The organism is Enterobacter sp. 725m/11 (assembly GCF_011683705.1).
Classification (GTDB): domain Bacteria; phylum Pseudomonadota; class Gammaproteobacteria; order Enterobacterales; family Enterobacteriaceae; genus Enterobacter; species Enterobacter bugandensis.
Genome location: NZ_JAAQOK010000036.1, coordinates 32,137 through 55,063, shown reverse-complemented (window position 1 = coordinate 55,063; position 22,927 = coordinate 32,137). Strand labels below are relative to the sequence as shown.

Here is a 22,927-nt window from a genome sequence, read left to right as displayed (position 1 = left end):
ATGTATTATAGCGACTCATTAATAACATCAATGGATGCGAATAAAGTATTGGCACTAAAGTTAGATCACGCCTTAACAGGCGTAAAAGATGAAGTATTAAAGCAAGCGCAACTGTTAGATGATGGGGCAACGCGATTAAGCTATCAGCTATCGTGCTTTACTGAAAACTATCAGGATGTATGTTTACGATTACGCAAAGAAGACTCAAGATTTTTGACAGGTATCGTCCAGTTAATAAAACACAGAGACATTATCTATAAGATGCTTTATATTTATATTAAAAGCCTATTAATTAACAAGAGTGAAAAAAGAATACATAACATACAAATAAATCTTATGCGTTTAGGTGTATCAATTTCATCATCGATGCTCTCCAGCCAGGCTTTTATATATTCAGCAACTATTGCAATCTGTAGTAGTGTTCATACTAACATTTGGATGAAAGAAAAGATTACATCGTTTTCTACTTATGCTGTTCTTGGTTTAAAAGTTTATGGCATCGTTGAGCAGGCATCCAGAAGCGCAAACCATCTAAAAAGCTATAATGCTTATTATTATAATCTACTTTATCAGGAAGAACTTGAAATGATGTTTTTCTTGATTGAGCCCATAATAACGAGATCCCCCATGCTTAACCAAGTTTATGCTTCAGACAGCGACATTGCATATGCGATTTCAAGGATGATAAAGGGATGATTAAAGCTATTAAAGACTGGTTAAAAGGCCAATTCATATTCTTCCTGAGAGGCGCAATACCACTTCTATTCGTCATAATATTTGCATTATTTGCCGTAACCTGGTTACCGGAAAAAATCGCAATGAATGCAATATGGTCAATTGTAGTTATTGTAGGCCTCTATATCCTTTTACGTAAAAAGAGATAATTACTATTTAACAGGAGTAAATTATGTCAATTCCCGCACATCTGTGGTTGTTTGATGAAAATGGTTCGCCCATCGTTGGTCCATCATTACTGCCAGCGAGATTAGGATCGTTTGAAATCCGTTCAGTTAACCATCAGGTATGGATCCCTGAGAGCGCGAATACTGGTCGCTTGACAGGCACGAGAGTTCATTCCCCCTTAACCTTGCATAAGGAATTTGATGCTGCAACGCCTGTTTTGTACCGTGCTATGTGTGAAGGAAGAACATTCCAAAAAGCAGTTTTGAAAATGTATCGAATTCTTGACCATGGTATTGAGAGTGAGTATTTCAATATGATAATGGAGAACGTAAAGATCACCTCAATATCACCCCTGCTGCATCCCACCGGCTTGACGAGCACGCATCTAGAAGAGATTCAACTCAGGTACGAGAAGATTACATGGAAGCATTGCGACGGGAACGTTCTCTACACTGACGAATGGAATAACCGTGCTACGTATTAGGGTATCTAAAATGAAAGTACTGCTAATTTTGGCTGCACTCCTTTTCCTTGTTCAAAATGCAGCATCAGCCCAAATGTCCGGCTTCGCAGCCAGGTATTATCAGGATGATGTAACAACACCAGAAGAACCCACAGAAGTGCCCCTCTATCCCACTATTACCATCGGTAAGAAAACCGTACAAATGGAGGTTACTCACCTGTCAGACATCACCGGTTCACCCGTTGAGAAAGACCGTTCCGCGCGCTGGATCTGCCTTCATGACGACGATGGCACGAATTACTGGTTCATCTCGGATAACGGAATGGGGGCAGGATTGTTAACGGCACTAGCCATAGCCAGGGATGGGATTCATAAAGAGTGTGCAAAAACAACGGAACCAGTCAGAGTCTCAGTCGCTAATGTTCCGTTGTTGAATGCTACTCACGGGAATTTAGTTAAACTGTTCGGTCATAAGGAGATCGCCACAAAGAAAGCGATGCTTTTTTATCATGAGACGCCAGTGCAGGATGGATTCATCCAGAGTAATACCGTCTCTTATTCCTTCGATGACGAAAAAGTGCGTGGTGTAATCATCGGGCAAATTACCAGCAACTAGTTCGCAGACTCCCTCTTCCACAGGAACGGGGAGTTAAGCCTGTCCACTCAACCGCATATGCAACAACGGAAACGGATTCCCCTGCCCGTCCAGTTCCGAGCGTCCGACCTGCTCAAACCCCATATGTCGATAAAATGCGACGCCCTGCGGGTTCTGCTCATTCACGTCCACTTCGTTTACGCCAAACTCGGCGATGGCGTGTTTTAGCAACAATTTTCCGACACCCTTCCCTCGGCTCGCGTCATCCACAAAAAGCATTTCAATGCGGTTTTCATCCACGCCCAAAAAGCCGTGAATAACGCCTGCGTCATCGCGAGCTATCACGACCTTGAGGTTAGGCAGATAGGCGTTAAGCAATAACGGGCGCAGCGCCGCAATATCGCTTTCCTGTAAAAAGTGATGGGTGCCGCGAACGGAAGATTCCCAGATCGCGACCAGACGTTCAAAGTGTATGGGGAGTGCGGTTTCTATTTTCATAGGGGGATCATGATTAGAAAACCGAACTATTTCAATCCACTCTTTGCGATCTTTTCACCATCACCCCATCCCTCGGTACCACCACGGTGACGTTTTCCATCGGCACGCCTGCCGCAAGGTGAATATCCTGTAGCTGCTGTAACGCTCCCCACCGGGATGGCAGCTCCGCTCGCCCGTTCATGTCGTCTTTCTCCGTTAGGCTTTTAACGGAAGTCTATCCAGGCGAGCCAGTAATGCCCCTGGAAGAAAGCACGATTTTTACTGCTTCACCCATACCAGCTGATCAACCCGGAAGCCCAGACTGCGCGCGGTGTTCAGGTAATCCTGCTTTACCGCATCCGGGATGGTCGGCGTGCGTGACAGGATCCACAGATAGTCGCGGTTCGGGCCGCTCACCAGCGCGTACTGGTACTTATCGTCCAGCCTGATCACGTTATACCCGCCGTAGAACGGGCCGAAGAACGATACCTTCAGCGCGGCGGTGGTCGGCTCGCCGGTAAAGTAGGCTTTGCCCTCGCTCTCGCTCCACTTGTTCTTCACCGGATCAAAACCCCGGTTAAGCACGCTGATGCCGCCGTCGCTGCGCTCGCCGTAGGTCGCCGTCACCTGTTCCAGACCGCGTTCAAAGCGGTTTTCCAGACGGGCGACTTCGTACCATTTGCCGAGATAACGGCTGGCTTCAAAATTGGTAATAGGCTGCACACCTTTCGGCGGCGTGGGGGATTTACAGGCGACCAGCGTCAGGGCAATCGCAACACCGGTCACAACAGGCCATAGCTTCATGAGAATTCCTTTCATTTGCACGGTTGGAAGTTAAGTGTAGTGCACCGTTTCGGCGCTTCATCCCGTTCGGGAAAATTCGTAGTATATTGAGAGTATTCCTCCACCCTGGACACGGACATGGCTTACTCCATCGGCGAATTCGCCAGACTCAGCGGCATCACCGCCACCACCCTGCGGGCGTGGCAGCGTCGCTACGGTTTACTCAAGCCACAGCGCACGGAAGGCGGCCACCGCCAGTACAGTGATGAGGACGTCCAGCAGGCGCTCAAAATCCTCGACTGGGTAAAAAAAGGCGTCCCGATCGGCCAGGTCAAACCGCTACTGGAACGCCCGACGCCAGGGCGGACCAACAACTGGCAAACGCTGCAGCAGAGCATGCTGCAACGCCTGCAGGACGGCAAAGTCGAGTCCCTGCGCCAGATGATTTACGATGCCGGGCGCGAGTACCCAAGGCCGGAACTGGTCGCGGACGTACTGCGTCCGCTGCGCAGCCAGGTCTCGGCTAACGTCGCCGCCGCCATGACCCTGCGCGCGATCCTCGACGGCATCATCATCGCCTACACCTCGTTTTGCCTCGAAGGCGATAAAAAAGCGCCGGGCGACAATATTCTGCTCAGCGGCTGGCACCTGAACGACCCGTGCGAGATCTGGCTCGAAGCCCTAACGCACACCGGGCAGGGCCACCGCATCGACATTCTGCCAGTTCCGCCAGACGCGCTGGCGCCGGAGATTTTCCCGGAGCGGAAATGGCTGCTGGTCACCAGCGGCAAGCTCACCGCCGGGCGGAAAAAGCAGGTGGAGCAGTGGCAGCAGCAGGTATCGCTTGAAGTGATTATCCTCTGATAATTTTCTCCTGCGGGAATCTTCACGAAAAGTTGAATATTTTCCCGCGCCGCAGATGCTAACGTTTTCCTGTGACGAATAACTCAACAGGAAAACACCATGAAAAAAACTGCCCCTCTGCTGATCCTGGCCTCGATGGCCTTTGCCCCTGCCGCCTTTAGCGCCCCTGCCGGCACGCTAAGCGTCCACATTCTTGACCAGCAAACCGGAATGCCGCCATCAGACGTTACCGTTACGCTGGAGAAGCAGCAGCAGGACAAATGGACCCCGATTGCCAGCGGCAAAACCGACCACGATGGCCGTATCAAATCGCTCTATCCGCAGGATCAGGACATGCAGCCTGGCGTGTACAAAGTAACCTTTAAAACCGCAGAGTATTTCCACGGCAAAAAGCTGGATACCTTCTTCCCGGAGATCCCGGTGCTGTTTACCGTGACCAGCACCAACGAGAAGCTGCACATCCCGCTTCTGCTTAGCCAGTACGGCTACTCGACATACAAGGGCAGTTAAGAGGCATTGATTTTAAAGGATTATAAAAAATAGTTCCGCGAATACTTGGACAAATTAGTCATGTTGTGTAAGTTTTTAGTTATATGAACGGGAGGACAACACCATGACAACGAAACCTGTGCTCGGTATTAGCGGATGTTTGACCGGATCCGCCGTTCGCTTTGACGGCGGACATAAGCGCATGGGCTTCATCATGGATGAGCTGGCCCAGTGGGTGAATTTCAGGCCCGTCTGCCCGGAGATGGCCATCGGCCTGCCGACGCCTCGCCCGGCGCTGCGTCTGATCGTCACGACAGACGGAGAAACGCAGATGCGCTTCAGCCACGCGCCTCACGAAGACGTTACGCAGAAAATGGCCGACTTTGCGGCAGATTATTTGCCGAAAATCGGCGATCTCGCTGGCTTTGTTGTCTGTGCAAAATCCCCAAGCTGCGGCATGGAACGCGTGCGGCTGTATGATGAAAACGGCAACCGGGGCCGCAAGGAGGGGGTCGGGCTGTTCACCGCCGCCCTCCTTGAAACCTTGCCGTGGCTGCCCGTTGAAGAGGATGGACGCCTGCACGACCCGGTGCTGCGGGAAAACTTTGTCGAGCGTGTGTTTGCGCTGCACGAACTTAACACGCTGCGTAAAAATGGCCTGACGCGCCGCGCGCTGCTGGACTTCCACAGCCGCTACAAGCTTCAGCTGCTGGCGCACCATCAGGCGGGTTACCGCGAAATCGGCCCGTTCGTTGCCTCGCTGCACGAGTGGGAAGACCTGGACGCCTTCTTCGTGGCGTACCGGGAAAAGCTGATGACCATCCTGAAAAAACCTGCTTCACGGAAGAATCACACCAACGTGCTGATGCATATTCAGGGCTATTTTCGTAACCAGCTCAACACCCGCCAGCGCGGCGAGCTGCGCGATGTGATCCTGCATTATCGCAACGGACAGTTGCCTATCCTCGCGCCGATCACGCTGCTGAAGCACTACCTGGCCGAATACCCCGACCGGTATCTGATGACGCAAAACTACTTTGATCCCTATCCTGATGATTTGGGTCTGCGTCTGGCAGTCAAGTGATGAAAAAAATGCGAAGGCCCCATTGACCCATAGAGGCCCAAAGCAGTACCCCGTTTAGACGACATCCTCACTGTCGTCTCTTTTTTGCGCTTAACCCATACGATCGGCAAAAAAAAAGCGCCGTAAAACGGCGCTCTGAGGATTATGCGACAAAATTCTTTTTCAACGCTTCCAGCCCATCCTGGTAAATCCCGCTGAACAGGGCCTGGGCCTCTGCGTCAGAAACATTTACCGGCGTGAATTCACCGTACCACTCTACGCGTGAGACGTTGCTGTCGGCCGTTTCATGTACCGTAATGGTGGAAAGATAATCCACCACCGGGAAGGGCGCTTTCATAATCGAGTAGCTGTAGCTGCGCTGGCGGTTATCAAACGCTTCCAGACGTTCAATCACGGTGCCACCATCAGCCGTGGTCAGCGAACGTACGCGCCCGCCTTCAGAGGAGACGCTTTCTGGAATGAACGGTAGCCAGTCTGGCAGGGCATCAAAGCCCCCCATCAGTTGCCACACCGTTTCGGCAGATGCCGGAATTTCAATAGATACTGTTGTATTAGCCATGATTATTCTCTCTTAATATCAGTAATGTAGGATTACATTGCGAGGGTGTCGACAACACCGCCATCCACACGCAGGGCAGCACCCGTGGTCGCGGAAGAGAGCGGTGATGCCAGATAAACGGCGAGGTTTGCCACCTCTTCCACATCCGCGGCGCGCTGAATAATCGAGCTGGGGCGCGCGCTGCGGACAAACTCATCGGCCTGTTCACGTGCGTTACGGCCTGATTTTTCGGCAGCCTCGGCCAGCATCGTTTTCAGGCCATCAGTAAATGTCGGACCGGGCAGAATCGCATTCACGGTGACGCCTGTGCCCGCCAGCCGTTTTGCCAGTCCATGCGAAACCGCCAGGTTAGCGGCTTTGGTGACGCCGTAGTTGATCATGTCACCGGGAATGGCCACGCCAGATTCGGACGACACGAAAATAATGCGTCCCCATCCCTGCTCTGCCATGGCTGTCGCATAGTGTCGCGCCAGGCGGACGCCGGACAGAACGTTGACGTTGTAGAAATGCATCCACTCGTCGTCCGGCACGGTGAAGAAGTCTTTGTCGTTAAATATGCCAAGGTTATTTACCAGCACATCGGCGACAGGCACGGCGGCGATCAGTGCGGCAACACCCTGTTCGGTGCTAAGGTCAGCCACCACACCACGCAGCAGCGCGGCTGGATTTTTTGCTTTAATGCTGGCAATCGCTGTGGCCACGCTGGTTTCCTGACGGCCAACCACCACGACGGTGGCTCCCGCTTGTGCCAGCCCGTCGGCAATGCCGAGCCCGATGCCGGACGTAGAGCCGCTCACCACCGCAATTTTGTCGGTAAGATCCAGTTTCATCATATTTCTCATGTAAGTATTGGGGGCCTGACGACCCCGCGGTGATTAACGAACGGGCAGCGGTGCATTCTCAGCAACCAGACCCTGACGGCGCATCTCTTCCCAGAATGCCGCTGGAATGGTGGCTTTTAGCGCAGCCAAATCCTCAGCCATACGGCCAGGGCGGCTGGAGCCAGGGATCACGGCGGCGACGGCCGGATTCGCCAGCGCAAACTGCAGTGCCGCAGCTTTTACATCCACGTTGAACTGCGCGGCAACAGCCTGAATACGTGCCACCTGCTCATGAATAGCCGGAGAGGCTTTTTGATATTCGAAGTGCTCCCCTCCGGCCAGCACGCCTGAGCTGTAGGGACCGCCGATCACGATATCGACATTGTGCTCCAGCGCCTCTGGCATCAGACGCTGTAAGGCGCGTTTATGGTCGAGCAGAGAGTAACGGCCCGCCAGAAGGAAGGCATCGGGCTTAGGCTCATCCAGCGCCAGCGTCAGCTCGCACGGCTCGACGCGGTTTACGCCCAGACCCCATGCTTTAATGACGCCCTCTTCTCGCAGGCGAGTCAGGGCACGGAACGCACCGGTACGCGCCACATTAAACTGTTCCAGCCAGCTGTCACCGTAGAAATCCTGCGCTGGATCGTGGATCCAGACGATATCCAGACGGTCAGTTTTCAGTCGTTTCAGGCTATCCTCAATAGAGCGCAGCGTGGCATCAGCGGAGTAATCATTGAGAATTTTGTTTTTCAGACCGTGTTCAAACAGACCGCCTTTCTCACCAAAATCACGGGTCGCGGGATCTTCCATCTCGTCGAGCATGATGCGGCCTACTTTGGTGCTCAGCACATACTCGTCGCGAGGATACTGAGACAGCGCTTCACCCATGCGCAGTTCGGAAAGGCCAGAGCCATAAAGCGGTGCGGTGTCGAAGTAACGCACGCCCAGTTTCCAGGCGTCGTGTACGGTGGCCAATGCTTCATCCTCAGGAATGTTGCGGAACATGTTGCCCAGCGGTGCGCCGCCCAGGCCGATGTTTGCAGGTAACAGATTTTTGATACTCATAAGATGTCCTCAGTTTTTGGGTTCAGGTCGGGCGATTTCGCTGTCGCCCTGTGACGCTGATCACAATACCTTGCGAGGTTATGACTTGATAGGACATAATTCGTCTAACTTGAGTCCTTTGAGGTCTGACATGATTGATTTACGACAGCTGAAATATTTCGTGGTGGTGGCAGAAGAGGAGCACGTTGGCCGTGCCGCCGAGCGTTTGCATATCTCTCAGTCTCCGCTGAGCCGCCAGATTGCCCAGCTTGAAGAACGCCTCGGTTTGATGCTTTTTGAACGCAACCAGCAGCGCATACGTTTAACCGCCGACGGGCAAACTTTCCTCGCTGAGACCCGCTCCCTGCTGACCCACGCGAACCGTCTGGAGTCCCTCGGAAAGCGCTTAGGCCGCGGTGAGGATGGGGGGTTGTGTATCGGCTATATTGAAAACGCGATGCACTCCGGTGTGCTCTCTACCGCCTTACGCACACTGCGCCAGTCCCGCCCGGACGTTCATATAGCCCTTTACAGCCAACCACCCGCCACGCAGATCGAAGGGTTGCGTCAGCGCAGCCTCGACTTTTCACTGGTCGACACGCCACCTGCGGAAAGCGAGCAAGACCTGGAATATATTCAGGTGCTGGATGACAAAATGCTGCTGGCATTGCCGCAACATCACCCTCTGGCTCAGGAAGAAGTCCTTTTGCCCGCGCAACTGGCGGATCAGGAGTGGATTGCCGTCATTCACAACGATGATGCTCACTCCCGCGACGAGTTTGTTGCCGCCTGCGTGAAGGCTGGATTTAACCCGACCATTCGTCTGGAGGCGGGTGAACCGCTAACGGCACTGGGGCTTGTGGCCGCCGGGCTTGGACTGGCGCTCATCCAGCACAGCCTGCGTCATAACGCACCGGAAGGGGTGATACTGCGCGAACTAACGTGGATGCCTTACTCAACTCAACTGTGGGCGGCGTGGCATAAGGCCAACCAGCGTCCACTGGTCACGCATTTCAGGGAAATTTTGCGTGGGAACAAAAATGATTAACACCCTGCACATACAAAACTACCGCTCCATCCGCGAGATGTCGCTGGAGCTGGAGCAGCTAAACATCGTCTTCGGGCCGAACGGCACAGGAAAATCCAATATTTACAAGGCGATACACCTGATGCACAGCGCCGCTCAAGGGCAGTTTTCCCAGGCGCTGGCGAACGAGGGCGGCATTCTGAAGGTGTTCTGGGCAGGCAAAACCCGCAGCGACCAGCTGCGGCGGATGAATCTGGCGGTAGAAACTGAGACCTACGAATACGAGCTGCAGGTCGGGTTTGTGGAGAAGCTGCCGTATCCCTCACAGTTTCAGCTCGACCCGGTGATCAAAGAGGAGTCCATCTGGCTGAGCGGCCAGCACCGTCGACCGTCGTCACAGCTGATGAAGCGCAGGAATCAGGCCGTATTTCTGAACAACGTGCATCACGAGAAAGTGACCCACAGCGGCACGCTGTACGAGAACGAATCGGTATTCGGGCAGCTCGGGGAGCCGCATCTTTACCCGGAAGTGTCGCAGATGCGCGAGTCCCTGCGTAACTGGCGCTTTTATCATGAGTTTTCTGTATCAATCGGCTCGGCGATGCGCGCCCCGCAGGTCGGTTTCCGCTCCCCGGTGCTGGCCAGCGACGGCGCCAACCTGGCTGCGGCGTTTCAGACCATCGTGGAGATTGGCGACGAGCTGCTGCTGATGCGCATCCTCGACCAGGCCTTCCCCGGCTGCGTGTTTTACAGCGACAACAGCGGTGGACGTTTTCGCATGATGATGCAGCGCGAGGGGCTGAGCAGGCCGCTGGAACCGGCGGAGTTCTCCGACGGCACCCTGCGCTTTCTGTGCCTGGCGGTGGCGCTGTTAAGTCCGCGCCCGCCGGCGTTTATCGCGTTAAACGAACCGGAAAACAGCCTGCACCCACAGATGCTGCCCGCCCTGGCGAGCTTAATCGCCGAGGCCAGCCGCTACTCGCAGATCTGGCTCACCAGCCACTCGCCGGAGCTGGCGAAGCTGATTGAGAAGCACAGATCGTTTTCGCTGTATCAGCTGTCGATGGCGGAGGGGGAGACGAGGGTGGAGAGGCTGGGGTAGCCTGTAAGAAAAAATCGTCAGGAAGGTCTCGTTTGTAGCGAAGTTATGCCTGGAAAGAATATTTCCCAGGCATATCAAATGTCCATACAACCCGGATGGGCCTGTCAATTAGTGGCGATCTATTGAGGATGATCTTCTCGCTTTGCGTTCATCTATCTTTGCAAAGAGCCATACTCTGGCACCTGCGGCGACGCCAACAATAGCGCTCACCACAGACAAATAACTTAATGATTTTGATGAAAAATCAATCTTTCCAGAGCTTATAAACTCGATCAGCACATTGTTTACAATAAAAATAAATGCAAAAAAACATACGCCGTAATAAAGGGTACTAAGCAGAAAAACCAAAAACGTAGCCCGATGAAACGTCTTTTTATTTGCCATTAACTTTATCCTTAACTTTATCGCCGATTAACTCCCCTCCCAAACCACCAATCAGGTCATTAACTTCCCCAGGGAAAGGTGCCAGCTCACCGAATTTACCGCCAGCCCATGAACCTAATGCTGAACCAATAAGCGATCCCGTATCTGGGCCATCAGTAAAGAATGCCCCTCCCATAGCTATGCCGACGTTTTGCCAGGTATTCCTGCCCGGAGCAAGCATTCCTCCTACGCCAGCACTAATGCTGCTTTTATAATCCCATGATTTATTTTCATTGCCAGGCTGACTCAGACTAAACCACTGGTACCCTCCGTTGGCGATTTCCGCAATCACTCCCCCGCCAACAACTTTACCCACGGACGCCGCAGGTCCTAAATACCAGGCAGCTCCGATCATTACCCCATCCTGGTAACCTTCGACAATCACTTTTGTGATATTAGCGCCCTCAGGTAAGTCGCCTTTCGCCAGTTTATCCAGACCGGTCTGTTTTTCTTCTACAGATAAGCCCTGGCTTTCAGCATATTGATTCCATGACCCCACGGCGTTCATGTAATTATCAAGGCCGGAGGGGAGCGGAATGGAGGTTGCATTATTCTCAGCCGCGTTCTTTCCCCCTTGCGCCCCAGCAGCTGCCGAAGCCGTACTCCCTCCCGCCAATCCACCCGCCATCCCCGCCGATACGGAAGCCAGCGTAACGATCGTCTGCTTTTGATCTTCACTCAGTTTCGACAGGTCTTTCACATCCGGATAGAGCAGGCTGGCTATCGCATGCGCAGCCAGCTCCCCTGACGCGGCCCCCGCAACTCCCGCTGCACCAGCGAGTCCAGACTATGCGGTTCGGTGATGTGCTGCTGCAGGTAGTCGATCAGGCAGTTAATACGTGCGTCACGGGTATCTTTCGGAACCGGCTGGGCGATGAACTGCGCCTGCCCGCCCTCGCGGTGGGGCGGGACAATCATTCGACGGGCAATCTGGTTGGCGACGACGCTGCCAAAACGCTGGCGAATGATGTACAGGCAGCAGTCCAGCGCAGCCGCGGTACCGGCAGAGGTGATGATATTGCCGTCATCCACGTAGAGGGCATTGATATCCAGCTGGACGTTCGGAAAGAGCGACTGGAAATGATGTTCAAACTCCCAGTGGGTGGCGGCCCGTTTACCGTCGAGGATCCCCGCCCAGGCCAGCACAAACGATCCCAGACACAGGCCGACAATTTCCGCGCCGTTGTCTCTCGCCAACACCAGGCTGTCGAGCAGCGCCTGAGGCGGCCGTTCAAGGACGTGCTGCCAGTAGGGAACGACAACAATGTCGGCCTGCCCGATGGCGGTGTAATCCTGCGTGGCGTTGAGGGCAAACCCGTCTTTCGAGGTAAGAAACCCCGGCGTTTCGGCGCAGATCGTCACGTTAAAGCGCTTTTCGCCGGAGACCGAATCACCAAACAGAATGCAGGGAACGGAGTAGTGGAACGGGCTGAACCCGTCTACCGCGACAATCGCGACGTTGATTAGCGACATCTGTCTCTCCTTTCCCGTTAACGCACTCAGAATATAACGGTTTCGCCATCCTGGGGAATGCTCACCACATCGCTCACCTGGTTGGCTTCGACGTACTCACGCAGCGCGCTGCGGGTCAACAAGCAGTGGTTAATCGCCTCCATGTGGCTCGCGACGATTTTAGCCTGCGGCAGCAGGAAATGGACGTTAAGCACATCTTCCTGTCCCATAATAATGGGCCCAAAGCCGATGGCGTGGGCATAACCGGCGTTCAGTACCACCACATCCGGCTGGTGTTTTTGCAGATCGGCTGCCACCTCTTCGCGCCAGATGGTATCCCCGGCAAGATAGAGCGTCTTCTCATCAGGATGACGCAGCACCACGCCACAGGCCTCGCCCAACCGCTCCGCCAGTTCTGGCACGGCGTAAGCGCGGTCGGTCCCGTGCTGGCCGCCGTACGTTTTCGCAATCCGAACCTCCCCGAAGGTGGTCTCGTCGGTCATGATCGTCAGGTTGGTAAATCCCTGGCTGCGCAGCAGCGCGGCGTCACGATCGTTTTGCACGTAGATCGGTTTGTCTTTGGCGATCAGCTCTGCCGCGGTGCGATCCCAGTGATCGTCATGGGTATGGGTGACGATCACCGCGTCAGCGTCCAGCAGCGTATTGACGTCGACGGGAAGTTCGACCGTCGGGTTACGGCGTTCGGCATGCGCCGTACCGGGAAAGCCCGGATAAGCGCCTTTCGGGGCCAGCATCGGGTCGATTAAAAGGCGTTTTCCGGCGTAGGTAATCAGCAGGGTGGCATTGCGAATTTGGGTAATGTTCATGGGCTATCCTCCGGTTGGTGTGATAAGGAGGATAGCCAGCCGTCACAATTGGTGCTGTGGGCTAAAGGGCGATTACCGATGGTATCGGGCCATTTTCATCACCGCGTTTTCTGCCGGCACCTTTACCAGCCCGGCACCGCCCCGCCGTTGAAGATCGTCTCTGCCGCTTTCGCCACTTCCGGTGACTGATACGACTGGATAAACGCCTTCACGTTCTCCGCGTCTTTGTTGTCTTCGCGCGTCACCACGATGTTCACGTACGGCGAGTTTTTATCTTCAATAAAGACGCTGTCATGCACCGGCGATAGCCCGGTTTGCTGAATATAGGTAGTGCTGATGATGGCGACATCCACTTTCGGGTCGTCCAGCACGCGCGGCAGCTGTGCCCCTTCCAGTTCCATGATTTTCAGCTGCTTAGGGTTGGCGGTAATATCCAGCGCCGTCGGCAGCAGCCCGGTGTCCGGCTTCAGGGTGATGAGCTTCTCTTTTTGCAGCAGCAGCAGCGCGCGGCCAAGGTTGGTCGGATCGTTTGGAATGGCGATAGTCGCCCCGTCCTTCAGGTCAGAGACGGATTTGATTTTGCGGGAATAGCCGGCCATCGGGAAAACAAAAGTATTGGCCACGGCGACCAGCTTGTAGCCATGCGCCTTGTTATCTTCTGCAAGGAACGGGCGATGCTGGAAGACGTTGGCATCCAGCTCTCCCTGGTTGGTGGCATCGTTGGGCAATAGCGAGCCGCTGAATCCGACCAGCTCCACGTCCAGGCCATATTTTTCTTTTGCCACCTTTTTGGCGACTTCCGCCACGTCCTGTTCAGCGCCGTTGATGACGCCCACTTTTATGTGTTTGGCATCGCTGCCACTTTGATCGCACCCTGCCAGCAGCAGGCCAGCGAGAACCAGAGCACCCAATCGACGTTTCACGAGAAAGTTCCTTTTGCTGAATGTTGTAGTGACTATATCGACAACGAGGCGGTGAAATAAAAAACGAAAAAGAATCAATAAGAAGGATAAGTTATATGCGGGTATGGCCGGGTGACGCTGCGCTTACCCGGCCTACGGATTCAGAGCTTAAAGGGCTTTCGCCAGGTAATGTCGCTGCATGCCCGGGTACGGATAATCCTGCAAAGACATCTGCAGCTGGTACCCCTGTTTTTCATAGAACGGGCGCGCCTGGAAGCTGACGGTATCCACCAGCGCATGCTTGCAGCCTTTGCGTCTGGCTTCCTCTTCCGCCGTTTTGATAAGCTGGCTGCCCACGCCCGTACCCCGCACGGTGTCGCTGACCCAGAGAAAGTCGATATTCAGCCAGTCGCCTTTACGCACTCCAATGAGCCCGCCGAGCATGACGCCTTTATCGTCTCGTACATAAACGCCAATGTCGCCGCTAAAGTTTGTCAGATCGATAAACTGTCCGTTATAGGCTCTTAACCCCACAAATAGCTCTTCTTTTTCTGCGAGTGTTACATTATAAGTAATGCTCAGGTGCATATTTCTCTCCTTATTTTCCGCGCAATTTGAATATCTCACAGCTTAACCTTCATAAAAACTCCTAATTTCCTCCATTTTTTTAATACAGAAACATTCACTCAATAACTAAATAAAAAAAGCCTTTCCAATACGCACCCAAAACGTATACTGAGAACGATCATTCTCACTTTTACACGGTAGACGACGATGAGCACAAAGCTGGAAGAACGACAAAAACAACGTCAGGACGAAATCATCACCGCCGCGCGTCGCTGCTTTCGCGCCAGCGGATTTCACGCCGCCAGCATGTCGCAAATTGCCAGTGAGGCGAAGCTTAGTGTCGGGCAAATTTACCGTTATTTCAGTAACAAAGATGCGATTATTGAAGAGATGATCCGCCGCATTATCGACTCACGCATCGAAGGGATGCAGGACAAAACGGTGGTGGAAGGGATGCCGCAGGCGCTCGCCTGGCGTCAGACGCTCAACGAAGACGACGATGCGTTGATGCTCGAAATGTCTGCCGAGGCGACCCGTAACCCGCAGGTGGCGGCCATGATGATCGCAGCCGATGCCCGGATGTTTACCAACGCCTGTGCGCACCTGAAAAAACAATTTCCCCATCTGAGCGATGAACATATTCGCTGCTGCGTGGAAATTACCGCGGTGATGATCGAAGGCACGATTTACCGTCGACTCGCGCCTTTAAAAGTACCGTCAGAACAATTAGAGCCTATCTATCAGAATATTTTAAATATGCTTTTCTCTGCGAAGTAATCGCATGTGAATAATTAACGGGAATAAGTAATTTCCCAACTTAACATTTCCGGCCATGCCGGAGATGCGGTATCGCTGTGCCTTTAAATAGCCCCCCTCCCTGTTGATCCTTTAACAGGGCAGGCATCGTTCACCCTGGAAAAAGATTATGAAAACCATAACAACCTCCATCGCGGCATTACTCCTCCTGACCGGGTGCGATAATGCGCAAACATCTGCTCCCCAGCATCCTCTTCCGGATGTGGGGATTGTCACCCTCATGAGCCAGCCGGTCTCCGTCGTCAGCGAACTCACGGGCCGCACCACCGCCGCCATGAGCGCCGAAGTGCGCCCGCAGGTGGGCGGCATTATTCAGAAGAGGTTGTTCACCGAAGGCGATACCGTGAAGGCCGGACAGGCGCTGTATCAAATTGACCCTTCCAGCTACCGCGCGGCGTTTGATGAAGCCGCCGCGGCGCTGAAACAGGCCCAGGCGCTGGTGCAGGCCGACTGCCAGAAAGCCCAGCGCTATGCGCAACTGGTGAAAGACGACGGCGTGTCGCGTCAGGACGCAGAAGACGCGAAGTCCACCTGCGCGCAGGACAAGGCCAGCGTTGAATCAAAGAAGGCCGCGCAGGAGAGCGCGCGCATTAACCTCAACTGGACCACCGTCACCGCGCCGATTGCCGGACGCATCGGCATCTCCTCCGTCACCCCCGGCGCGCTGGTCACCGCCCAGCAGGATACCGCGCTCGCCACCATTCGCGGGCTGGACAGCATGTACGTCGACTTAACTCGTTCCAGCGCCGATCTGCTGCGTTTACGCAAGCAAACCCTTGCCACCAATAGCGATACGCTAAGCGTGTCGTTAATCCTCGAAGACGGCAGCACCTACAGCGAGAAAGGCCGCCTGGCGTTAACCGAAGTGGCGGTGGATGAATCAACCGGCTCGGTCACGCTGCGCGCCGTCTTCCCGAACCCGCAGCATCAGCTCCTGCCGGGCATGTTTGTACGCGCCAGGGTGGATGAAGGCGTCATGAGCGACGCGATCCTCGCGCCGCAGCAGGGCATCACCCGTGACGCCAAAGGCACCGCCACCGCTCTGGTGGTCAATGCCAGCAACAAGGTCGAGCAGCGTCAGCTGGAAACGGGTGACACCTACGGCGACAAATGGCTGGTGCTGAGCGGGCTGAAGGCGGGCGACAGGCTGATTGTGGAAGGTACTGACAAAGTCACCGCCGGGCAGGAAGTGAAGGCCGAAGAGATGAAAGCCAACGGAGGAAACGCCTGATGTTTTCCCGTTTCTTCGTGCGTCGCCCGGTCTTTGCCTGGGTTATCGCTATTCTTATCATGCTCGCCGGGATGCTGGCCATCCGCACGCTGCCGGTCGCGCAGTACCCGGACGTTGCGCCGCCGTCGATCAAAATCTCCGCCACCTATACCGGTGCCTCCGCGCAGACGCTGGAAAACAGCGTGACGCAGGTGATCGAGCAGCAACTGACCGGGCTGGATAACCTGCTCTACTTCACCTCCACCAGCAGCTCGGACGGATCGGTGAGCATTACCGTCACCTTCGAGCAGGGCACTGACCCGGACACCGCTCAGGTGCAGGTGCAGAACAAAGTCCAGCAGGCGGAATCGCGCCTGCCCACCGAGGTGCAGCAGTCCGGGATCACCGTCGAAAAATCCCAGAGCAACTTCCTGCTGATCATGGGCGTGTACGATAAAACCGACACCGCCAGCAGCTCGGATATTGCCGACTGGCTGGTGAGTAATATGCAGGATCCGCTGGCGCGCGTGGAAGGCGTCGGGAGCCTGCAGGTGTTCGGGGCGGAATACGCGATGCGCATCTGGCTCGATCCGGCGAAGCTGGCGTCCTACTCGCTGATGCCGTCCGACGTGCAGAGCGCGATTGAAGCGCAGAACGTGCAGGTCTCCGCCGGTAAAATCGGCGCGCTACCCTCGTCGAACGCCCAGCAGCTGACCGCCACCGTCCGCGCCCAGTCGCGCCTGCAGACGGTGGATCAGTTTAAAAACATCATTGTGAAGAGCCAGTCCAACGGCGCGGTGGTGCGCATCAGCGATGTCGCCCGCGTGGAGATGGGCAGCGAAGATTATACCGCCACCGCGAAGCTCAACGGCCACCCGGCGGCGGGTATGGCAGTCATGCTCTCACCGGGTGCGAACGCGCTCAACACTGCGACGGCGGTGAAAGACAAGATTGCCGAGTTCAAAAAGTCGATGCCGGAAGGCTACGACGTGGCCTACCCGAAGGACAGCACCGAGTTCATCAAGATCTCCGTTGAGGACGTGATTCAGACCCTGTTCGAAGCCATTGTCCTCGTAGTGGTGGTGATGTACCTGTTCCTGCAAAACATCCGCGCGACGCTGATCCCCGCGTTGGCGGTACCTGTCGTTCTGCTGGGTACCTTCGGCGTGCTGGCGCTGTTCGGCTACTCCATCAATACCCTGACGCTGTTTGCGATGGTGCTGGCGATTGGGCTTTTGGTGGATGACGCCATCGTGGTGGTGGAAAACGTCGAGCGTATTATGCGCGACGAGGGGCTGCCCGCCCGGGAAGCCACCGAGAAATCGATGGGCGAAATCTCCGGCGCGCTGGTCGCCATTGCGCTGGTGCTCTCTGCGGTATTCCTGCCGATGGCCTTCTTCGGCGGCTCGACCGGGGTGATTTACCGTCAGTTCTCGGTCACCATTATTTCGGCGATGTTCCTCTCCGTGGTGGTGGCGCTGACCCTGACGCCCGCGCTCTGCGGCTCGATTCTGAGCCACACGACGCCGCACAAAAAGGGCTTCTTCGGCGCGTTTAACCGCTTCTACAGCAGGACCGAGCGCGGTTATCAGAACAAGGTGCTGCGCGCTCTGCGCCGTTCCGGCGGCATGCTGGTCATCTACGCCCTGCTCTGCGGCGCGATGGGCTTCGCCATGCTTAAGCTGCCGGGCAGCTTCCTGCCGACGGAAGACCAGGGCGAAATCATGGTGCAGTACACCCTGCCAGCCGGCGCGACGACGGTACGTACCGCCGAAGTCAGCCGCCAGGTGCGCGAGTGGTTCCTCACCAAAGAGAAAGCCAACACCAACGTGATCTTCACCATTGAAGGCTTCAGCTTCAGCGGCAGCGGCCAGAACGCCGGGATGGCGTTTGTCTCCCTGAAGAACTGGTCAGAGCGTAAAGGCGATGCAAACACGGCTCAGGCCATCGCCCTGCGTGCCACGCAGGAACTGAGCACCATCCGCGATGCGACCATCTTTGCGATGACGCCGCCTGCGGTGGACGGCCTGGGCCAGAGCAACGGTTTTACCTTTGAGCTGATGGCCAGCGGCGGCACCGACCGCGATGCGCTGCTGAAACTGCGTAACCAGCTGATTGGCGAAGCCAACCAGGACAGCTCGCTGCACGCCGTGCGCGCCAACGATCTGCCGCAGATGCCGCAGCTTCAGGTGGATATCGACAACAACAAGGCCGTGTCGCTGGGGCTGTCCCTGAGCGACGTCACCAACACCCTCTCCAGCGCCTGGGGCGGGACCTACGTGAACGACTTTATCGATCGCGGCCGCGTGAAAAAGGTCTACATCCAGGGCGACAGCGACTATCGCGCCGTGCCGTCCGATCTCAACAAATGGTATGTGCGCGGCAGCGACAGCACCATGACCCCGTTCTCCGCCTTCGCCACCACGCGCTGGGAGTATGGCCCGGAAAGCCTGGTGCGCTACAACGGCTCGGCGGCGTATGAGATACAGGGCGAAAACGCCAGCGGCGCGAGCTCCGGCACGGCGATGAGCAAAATGGAGCAGCTGGCAAACAGCCTGCCGTCCGGCAGCACCTGGGCGTGGAGCGGTTTGTCTTTGCAGGAAAAACTGGCAAGCGGTCAGGCGATGAGCCTCTATGCCCTTTCCATTCTCGTGGTGTTCCTGTGCCTGGCGGCGCTGTATGAGAGCTGGTCGGTGCCGATTTCGGTCATCCTTGTGATCCCGCTTGGGGTGCTGGGCGCGGCGCTTGCCGCCTCCCTGCGCGGCCTGAGTAGTGACGTCTACTTCCAGGTGGCGCTACTCACCACTATCGGCCTGTCGTCGAAGAACGCCATCCTGATTGTCGAGTTTGCCGAAGCCAAAGTCGCAGAAGGTTACTCCCTGACGCGCGCCGCCCTGCGTGCCGCCCAGACGCGTCTGCGTCCCATCATCATGACGTCGCTGGCGTTTATCGCAGGGGTGACGCCGCTGGCCGTTGCAACCGGTGCAGGTGCCAACAGCCGCGTGGCAATTGGTACCGGCATTATCGGCGGAACGCTGGCCGCGACGCTGCTGGCGATCTTCTTCGTCCCTTTATTCTTTGTACTGGTGAAACGTCTGTTCTCCGGTAAACACGCGAACCGGAGGTCATAATGTTTCGTGTCACTGTTTTAGCGTTAGCCCTGCTGAGCGCAGGGTGTGTGTCGTTAGACCCTACCTATCAACGCCCGGACGCTCCCGTCCCGGCGACCTTGCCCGGCGCGCACGGCGAAGCCACCGCCGTGGTGAGCCAGTGGCAGCAGGTGATGAACGACGCGAGGCTGAAAAGCGTGGTGACGATGGCGCTGAACAGCAACCGCGACGTGCAAAAAGCGATCGCGGATATCGACGCCGCCCGCGCACAGTACGGTGAAACGCGCTCGTCCCTGTTTCCGACGGTGGACGCCGAGCTGAGCCACACCCGCAGCCGCACGCTGGCAAGCGGTTTTGCGACAAGCGACGAAGCCAACGGCGCGGTCTCCAGCTTCGAGCTGGATCTGTTTGGTCGCAACCAGAGCCTCTCCCGCGCCGCGCGTGAAACCTGGCTTGCCAGCGAGTTCACCGCGCAGAACACGCGCCTGACGATGGTTAGCGAGCTGACCACGGCCTGGGTGACGCTGGCGGCGGATAACAGCAACCTGGCGCTGGCGAAATCCACAATGGAGAGCGCGGCAAACTCGCTGAAGATTGTGAAGCGCCAGCAGGAAGTGGGCGTCGCGGCGACTACGGACGTTAGTGAAGCGATGGCGGTTTACCAGCAGGCGCGCGCCAGCGTGGCAAGCTACCGGACGCTGGTGATGCAGGATAAAAATGCCCTCAATCTGCTGGCGGGCGATACGGTGCCGGAGAACCTGCTGCCCGGTACGCTGGAGAGCCTGAGCAACAACGCCATCACGCTGATCCCGGCGGGCGTCAGCTCCAGCGCGCTGCTGCGCCGCCCGGACATTCAGGAAGCGGAACATAACCTGCTGAGCGCCAACGCCAATATCGGCGCGGCGCGCGCCAACTTCTTCCCGACCATTTCACTGACCGCCAGCGCGGGCGTCGGCAGCGACTCGCTCTCCTCCATGTTCAGCCACGGGATGAAGGTCTGGTCATTCGCGCCGTCCATCACCCTGCCGCTGTTCAGCGGTGGCAACAATCTGGCGCAGCTGCGTTATGCAGAAGCCGAGAAAAAAGGGTTAATTGCGACCTACGAAAAAGCCATCCAGAGCGCGTTTAAAGACGTGGCCGACGCGCTGGCGCGCCGTGAAACGCTCAGCGAGCAGCTTGATGCCCAGCGAGAATACATGGCGGCCGAGCAAAAAACGCTGGATGTGGCAACGCGCAGCTATAAGGCGGGCGCGGGGGATTATCTGACGGTACTGACCGCGCAGCGGTCGCTGTGGTCGGCGCAGGAATCGCTGATTGCGCTGCAGCAAACCGACCTGGAGAACCGCATCACGCTGTGGCAGTCGCTGGGCGGGGGGATCCAGTAACCTTATCGGTGGGCGATTCTCATGCGCAGAAAAGAGAAAATCATACTTTCGACTGGAATCGCTACACTGAATGTAACGATATATTTCATGGGAAACCTGTGACGTCTAAAGGGGGTTGTTGATGAAAGCTGCGCACCTGGTCTGCCTGCTGGTTTGTCTGCTCTTCGCCGCGTTTGTCCATGCTCAGGAAAAGGACGATCCGGCGAAAGAGGCGCAGATTAAGCAACAGGTCCTGAAAGATATTAAGAAAACCTGTACGCCACAGAAAAAGCAGAGCGATAAGGCCTGGCAGGAGATGATTTTGTCGTCCGAGGCCAATCAACTGCTGATCAAAAACGCCATCACCGCCGTGAAGCGCGACAACCTGGACGCCTACTGGGCTGCGGTTGGTCAGGTGGATTGTCTGGAAGATTATTGAGTTCTCGCCGGGTGGCGCTGCGCTTACCCGGCCTGGAAAATGTTTTAACGCTTCCGCACGTCCGGAATGATGAGATCCCCGCGCAGAACATAGGACCCGAGCATCTGCGTTTTCTCCGTCAGCCAGCTTACGATACGCGCCGCCATGGCATCCATGGAATATTCAATCGCCGGGATCACCGGAACACCCGGCAGGTGCAGCGATCCGGCCAGGCTAAAGACCATAATGTCGTCCGGTACGGATTTATTAAACGCCTGCAGCTGCGGGATCACCCGCTGGGCTTCCTGCTCGTCCGCCACCAGCAGCGCGTTGAAGTTCAGCGTGGACGCGTTGTTGAGTAATTCCTGAAGCGCAACGGACGAGGAGGTCGCGTCCATAAAGACGAGGTTGCGATTAAAGGGCAGGAAATTTTTCTCCAGCGCGTGCTTATAGCCAAGCAGCACCTGGTCGGCAAACCCGCTGCCGTGCGGGTGGATCAGCGCAATCTGGCGACGCCCCTGGCTGGTCAGATAGTTACAGGCGGTTTCGGCGGCAAAGGCGTGATCGAACTGAATGCTGTTGGCGTTATCAGCCTCCATGCAGTCCACCAGGATGACGTTTTCCATATCCACGTCCAGCGGGAAACGGGCGCCAATCACCAGAATGTCGTCACACAGGCCGCAGGAGAGTTCTTCAAGAGCATTCATCACTTCCGCTTTGCTATGGGCGAAGCGCAGCAGCAGGTGTTTTTGATGCTGGCTGAGCTGTTTTTCCAGCGCGTAAAGATAACCGGTGGTCTGGTTAATGTTTTCCTGCGCGCAAATCACCCCAATGCAGCCCGTCGACTGGCTCAGCAGCGACTGGGCAATCACGTTGGGACGGTAGTTCAGCTCATCCACCGCCTTCAGCACGGCCTGACGGCTGGCTTCCTTAACACCACGTGACCCACTCAACACTCGCGATACCGTGGCTTTAGACACCCCGGCCAGACGTGATACATCATTGATTGTCGACATCTCTTTCCCCTGGCAGGCTAACCTCGCGCCTGCAAATTCCATGACCGCTACGGCTCACATTATAGCCAGAACGGAGTATATCCGTTTCCGTTTTTCATGGAAACCGATTTTCCGTTTCCACTCAAAATGATGTCAAAACAGCCAAATTATGTGACACACATCCGGTTAATTAGCCTCATAAGTATTGGATCTTGATGGTTATCACAGTTCTGCCTTTTATAAATGGAAACCGGTTTCCGTATCATGTCCAATCATTCTCGCAATAACTATTTACATTTAGAGGATGGTTGTCGATGTTCAAGATTATGCTGTGTTGTTCTGCCGGGATGTCCACCAGCCTGCTGGTCAGCAAAATGGTCGATGTCGCGAAAGAACGTGGTTTGCCGGTGAAGATTGATGCGTACGGTGTTTCCGAATTTGATACGCAGTTTCCGCAATACCAGGTGGTACTTCTCGGACCGCAAGTGAAATACATGTTACAGACACTCTCAGACAAGGCGGCTACGAAAGGCATTCCGGTGCAGCCCATCGACATGATGGACTACGGCATGCAACGTGGCGATAAAGTACTGGACTATGCTCTGTCGCTCATCGAAGCGGCACACTAAAAG

Annotated in this window: 25 protein-coding genes and 2 pseudogenes; 14 read left to right on the top strand and 13 right to left on the bottom strand. The window is 55.6% G+C overall.

The features are described from left to right. From HBA26_RS16050 to HBA26_RS16040, 3 genes are all read left to right on the top strand, one after another. Positions 1–696, top strand: a 696-nt coding sequence (locus HBA26_RS16050) for a hypothetical protein (RefSeq protein WP_126345616.1), incomplete at its 5' end; no start/stop codon positions are given. A 211-nt stretch (positions 697–907) separates the two neighbouring features. Beyond that, positions 908–1,387 (top strand): type VI secretion system tube protein Hcp, encoded by a 480-nt coding sequence (locus tag HBA26_RS16045; protein WP_041911682.1) that lies wholly within the window; start codon positions 908–910, stop codon positions 1,385–1,387. 10 nt (positions 1,388–1,397) lie between these two features. After that, complete coding sequence (locus HBA26_RS16040; RefSeq protein ID WP_241235451.1) at positions 1,398–1,982, top strand: hypothetical protein; 585 nt, start codon at positions 1,398–1,400, stop codon at positions 1,980–1,982. Positions 1,983–2,015: 33 nt separating this feature from the next. Here the strand turns inward: HBA26_RS16040 and HBA26_RS16035 are convergent, their stop codons facing one another. The 3 genes and pseudogenes from HBA26_RS16035 to HBA26_RS16025 all read right to left on the bottom strand — a co-directional run bounded on the left by HBA26_RS16035 (position 2,016) and on the right by HBA26_RS16025 (position 3,242). After that, positions 2,016–2,459: an acetyltransferase gene (locus tag HBA26_RS16035; protein ID WP_126345617.1), complete on the bottom strand. Its 444-nt coding sequence runs from the start codon at positions 2,457–2,459 to the stop codon at positions 2,016–2,018. A 31-nt stretch (positions 2,460–2,490) separates the two neighbouring features. Then, a pseudogene (locus HBA26_RS16030) lies at positions 2,491–2,604 on the bottom strand (class I SAM-dependent methyltransferase); the annotation flags it as partial. A gap of 113 nt (positions 2,605–2,717) precedes the next feature. After that, positions 2,718–3,242, bottom strand: coding sequence for a lipocalin family protein (locus HBA26_RS16025; RefSeq protein ID WP_119916781.1), 525 nt, complete (start codon positions 3,240–3,242; stop codon positions 2,718–2,720). Between the two features lie 117 nt (positions 3,243–3,359). Here HBA26_RS16025 and HBA26_RS16020 point away from each other — a divergent pair, with 117 nt between their 5' ends. From HBA26_RS16020 to HBA26_RS16010, 3 genes are all read left to right on the top strand, one after another. Further along, positions 3,360–4,085: a MerR family transcriptional regulator gene (locus tag HBA26_RS16020; protein ID WP_166720955.1), complete on the top strand. Its 726-nt coding sequence runs from the start codon at positions 3,360–3,362 to the stop codon at positions 4,083–4,085. Positions 4,086–4,184: 99 nt separating this feature from the next. Continuing rightward, positions 4,185–4,595 (top strand): hydroxyisourate hydrolase, encoded by a 411-nt coding sequence (uraH, locus tag HBA26_RS16015; RefSeq protein WP_048960254.1) that lies wholly within the window; start codon positions 4,185–4,187, stop codon positions 4,593–4,595. Between the two features lie 103 nt (positions 4,596–4,698). Continuing rightward, positions 4,699–5,658, top strand: coding sequence for a DUF523 and DUF1722 domain-containing protein (locus HBA26_RS16010; RefSeq protein ID WP_041911685.1), 960 nt, complete (start codon positions 4,699–4,701; stop codon positions 5,656–5,658). 142 nt (positions 5,659–5,800) lie between these two features. Here HBA26_RS16010 and HBA26_RS16005 read toward each other — a convergent pair whose 3' ends face one another. Genes HBA26_RS16005 through HBA26_RS15995 form a run of 3 tightly spaced genes read right to left on the bottom strand, consistent with a single transcriptional unit; the run spans position 5,801 to position 8,103 of the window. Further along, positions 5,801–6,217 carry an SRPBCC family protein gene (locus HBA26_RS16005; RefSeq protein ID WP_048960253.1) on the bottom strand — a complete coding sequence of 139 codons (417 nt, stop codon included), beginning with the start codon at positions 6,215–6,217 and terminating at the stop codon, positions 5,801–5,803. Between the two features lie 32 nt (positions 6,218–6,249). Further along, positions 6,250–7,047: an SDR family oxidoreductase gene (locus HBA26_RS16000; RefSeq protein WP_048960252.1), complete on the bottom strand. Its 798-nt coding sequence runs from the start codon at positions 7,045–7,047 to the stop codon at positions 6,250–6,252. A 45-nt stretch (positions 7,048–7,092) separates the two neighbouring features. Then, complete coding sequence (locus HBA26_RS15995; protein WP_126345619.1) at positions 7,093–8,103, bottom strand: aldo/keto reductase; 1,011 nt, start codon at positions 8,101–8,103, stop codon at positions 7,093–7,095. 130 nt (positions 8,104–8,233) lie between these two features. Between HBA26_RS15995 and HBA26_RS15990 the strand changes: the two genes are divergently transcribed. Beyond that, complete coding sequence (locus HBA26_RS15990) at positions 8,234–9,130, top strand: LysR substrate-binding domain-containing protein (protein ID WP_044597397.1); 897 nt, start codon at positions 8,234–8,236, stop codon at positions 9,128–9,130. Next, positions 9,123–10,211: an AAA family ATPase gene (locus tag HBA26_RS15985; RefSeq protein ID WP_100171134.1), complete on the top strand. Its 1,089-nt coding sequence runs from the start codon at positions 9,123–9,125 to the stop codon at positions 10,209–10,211. Before HBA26_RS15990 ends, HBA26_RS15985 begins: the two co-directional genes overlap by 8 nt. A gap of 108 nt (positions 10,212–10,319) precedes the next feature. Here the strand turns inward: HBA26_RS15985 and HBA26_RS15980 are convergent, their stop codons facing one another. The 6 genes and pseudogenes from HBA26_RS15980 to HBA26_RS15955 form a co-directional block, all read right to left on the bottom strand. Then, a complete protein-coding gene (locus tag HBA26_RS15980; protein ID WP_126345620.1) occupies positions 10,320–10,595 on the bottom strand; it encodes a hypothetical protein in 276 nt (91 codons plus the stop codon). After that, positions 10,585–11,334: a VENN motif pre-toxin domain-containing protein gene (locus tag HBA26_RS15975; protein ID WP_241235452.1), complete on the bottom strand. Its 750-nt coding sequence runs from the start codon at positions 11,332–11,334 to the stop codon at positions 10,585–10,587. Before HBA26_RS15975 ends, HBA26_RS15980 begins: the two co-directional genes overlap by 11 nt. Before the next feature lie 74 nt (positions 11,335–11,408). Further along, positions 11,409–12,107: pseudogene (locus HBA26_RS15970) on the bottom strand (AraC family transcriptional regulator); the annotation flags it as partial. 26 nt (positions 12,108–12,133) lie between these two features. Next, positions 12,134–12,913 (bottom strand): MBL fold metallo-hydrolase, encoded by a 780-nt coding sequence (locus HBA26_RS15965; protein WP_126345622.1) that lies wholly within the window; start codon positions 12,911–12,913, stop codon positions 12,134–12,136. 122 nt (positions 12,914–13,035) lie between these two features. Then, entirely contained in the window at positions 13,036–13,836 is an 801-nt protein-coding gene (gene nlpA, locus HBA26_RS15960) for a lipoprotein NlpA (RefSeq protein ID WP_028014989.1), read from the bottom strand. Between the two features lie 147 nt (positions 13,837–13,983). After that, the gene (locus HBA26_RS15955; protein WP_126345623.1) at positions 13,984–14,403 is read right to left on the bottom strand and encodes a GNAT family N-acetyltransferase; all 420 of its coding nucleotides are present in this window, start codon (positions 14,401–14,403) and stop codon (positions 13,984–13,986) included. Between the two features lie 186 nt (positions 14,404–14,589). On the opposite strand from HBA26_RS15955, the gene HBA26_RS15950 reads away from it, so the two are divergent. From HBA26_RS15950 to HBA26_RS15930, 5 genes are all read left to right on the top strand, one after another. Continuing rightward, positions 14,590–15,159: a helix-turn-helix domain-containing protein gene (locus tag HBA26_RS15950; RefSeq protein WP_041911692.1), complete on the top strand. Its 570-nt coding sequence runs from the start codon at positions 14,590–14,592 to the stop codon at positions 15,157–15,159. A 148-nt stretch (positions 15,160–15,307) separates the two neighbouring features. Further along, positions 15,308–16,429, top strand: coding sequence for an efflux RND transporter periplasmic adaptor subunit (locus HBA26_RS15945; protein WP_045260816.1), 1,122 nt, complete (start codon positions 15,308–15,310; stop codon positions 16,427–16,429). After that, the gene (locus HBA26_RS15940; RefSeq protein WP_166720954.1) at positions 16,429–19,539 is read left to right on the top strand and encodes an efflux RND transporter permease subunit; all 3,111 of its coding nucleotides are present in this window, start codon (positions 16,429–16,431) and stop codon (positions 19,537–19,539) included. Before HBA26_RS15945 ends, HBA26_RS15940 begins: the two co-directional genes overlap by 1 nt. Then, positions 19,539–20,903 (top strand): efflux transporter outer membrane subunit, encoded by a 1,365-nt coding sequence (locus tag HBA26_RS15935; protein ID WP_126345624.1) that lies wholly within the window; start codon positions 19,539–19,541, stop codon positions 20,901–20,903. Before HBA26_RS15940 ends, HBA26_RS15935 begins: the two co-directional genes overlap by 1 nt. Before the next feature lie 121 nt (positions 20,904–21,024). Then, on the top strand, positions 21,025–21,321 hold the full coding sequence (locus HBA26_RS15930; RefSeq protein WP_028014983.1) for a YicS family protein: 297 nt from the start codon (positions 21,025–21,027) through the stop codon (positions 21,319–21,321). A 44-nt stretch (positions 21,322–21,365) separates the two neighbouring features. On the opposite strand, the gene HBA26_RS15925 is transcribed toward HBA26_RS15930, so the two are convergent. Continuing rightward, positions 21,366–22,316: a LacI family DNA-binding transcriptional regulator gene (locus HBA26_RS15925; RefSeq protein WP_126345625.1), complete on the bottom strand. Its 951-nt coding sequence runs from the start codon at positions 22,314–22,316 to the stop codon at positions 21,366–21,368. A 293-nt stretch (positions 22,317–22,609) separates the two neighbouring features. Between HBA26_RS15925 and HBA26_RS15920 the strand changes: the two genes are divergently transcribed. Next, positions 22,610–22,924 carry a PTS sugar transporter subunit IIB gene (locus HBA26_RS15920; protein ID WP_014830072.1) on the top strand — a complete coding sequence of 105 codons (315 nt, stop codon included), beginning with the start codon at positions 22,610–22,612 and terminating at the stop codon, positions 22,922–22,924. Positions 22,925–22,927 lie beyond the last annotated feature (3 nt).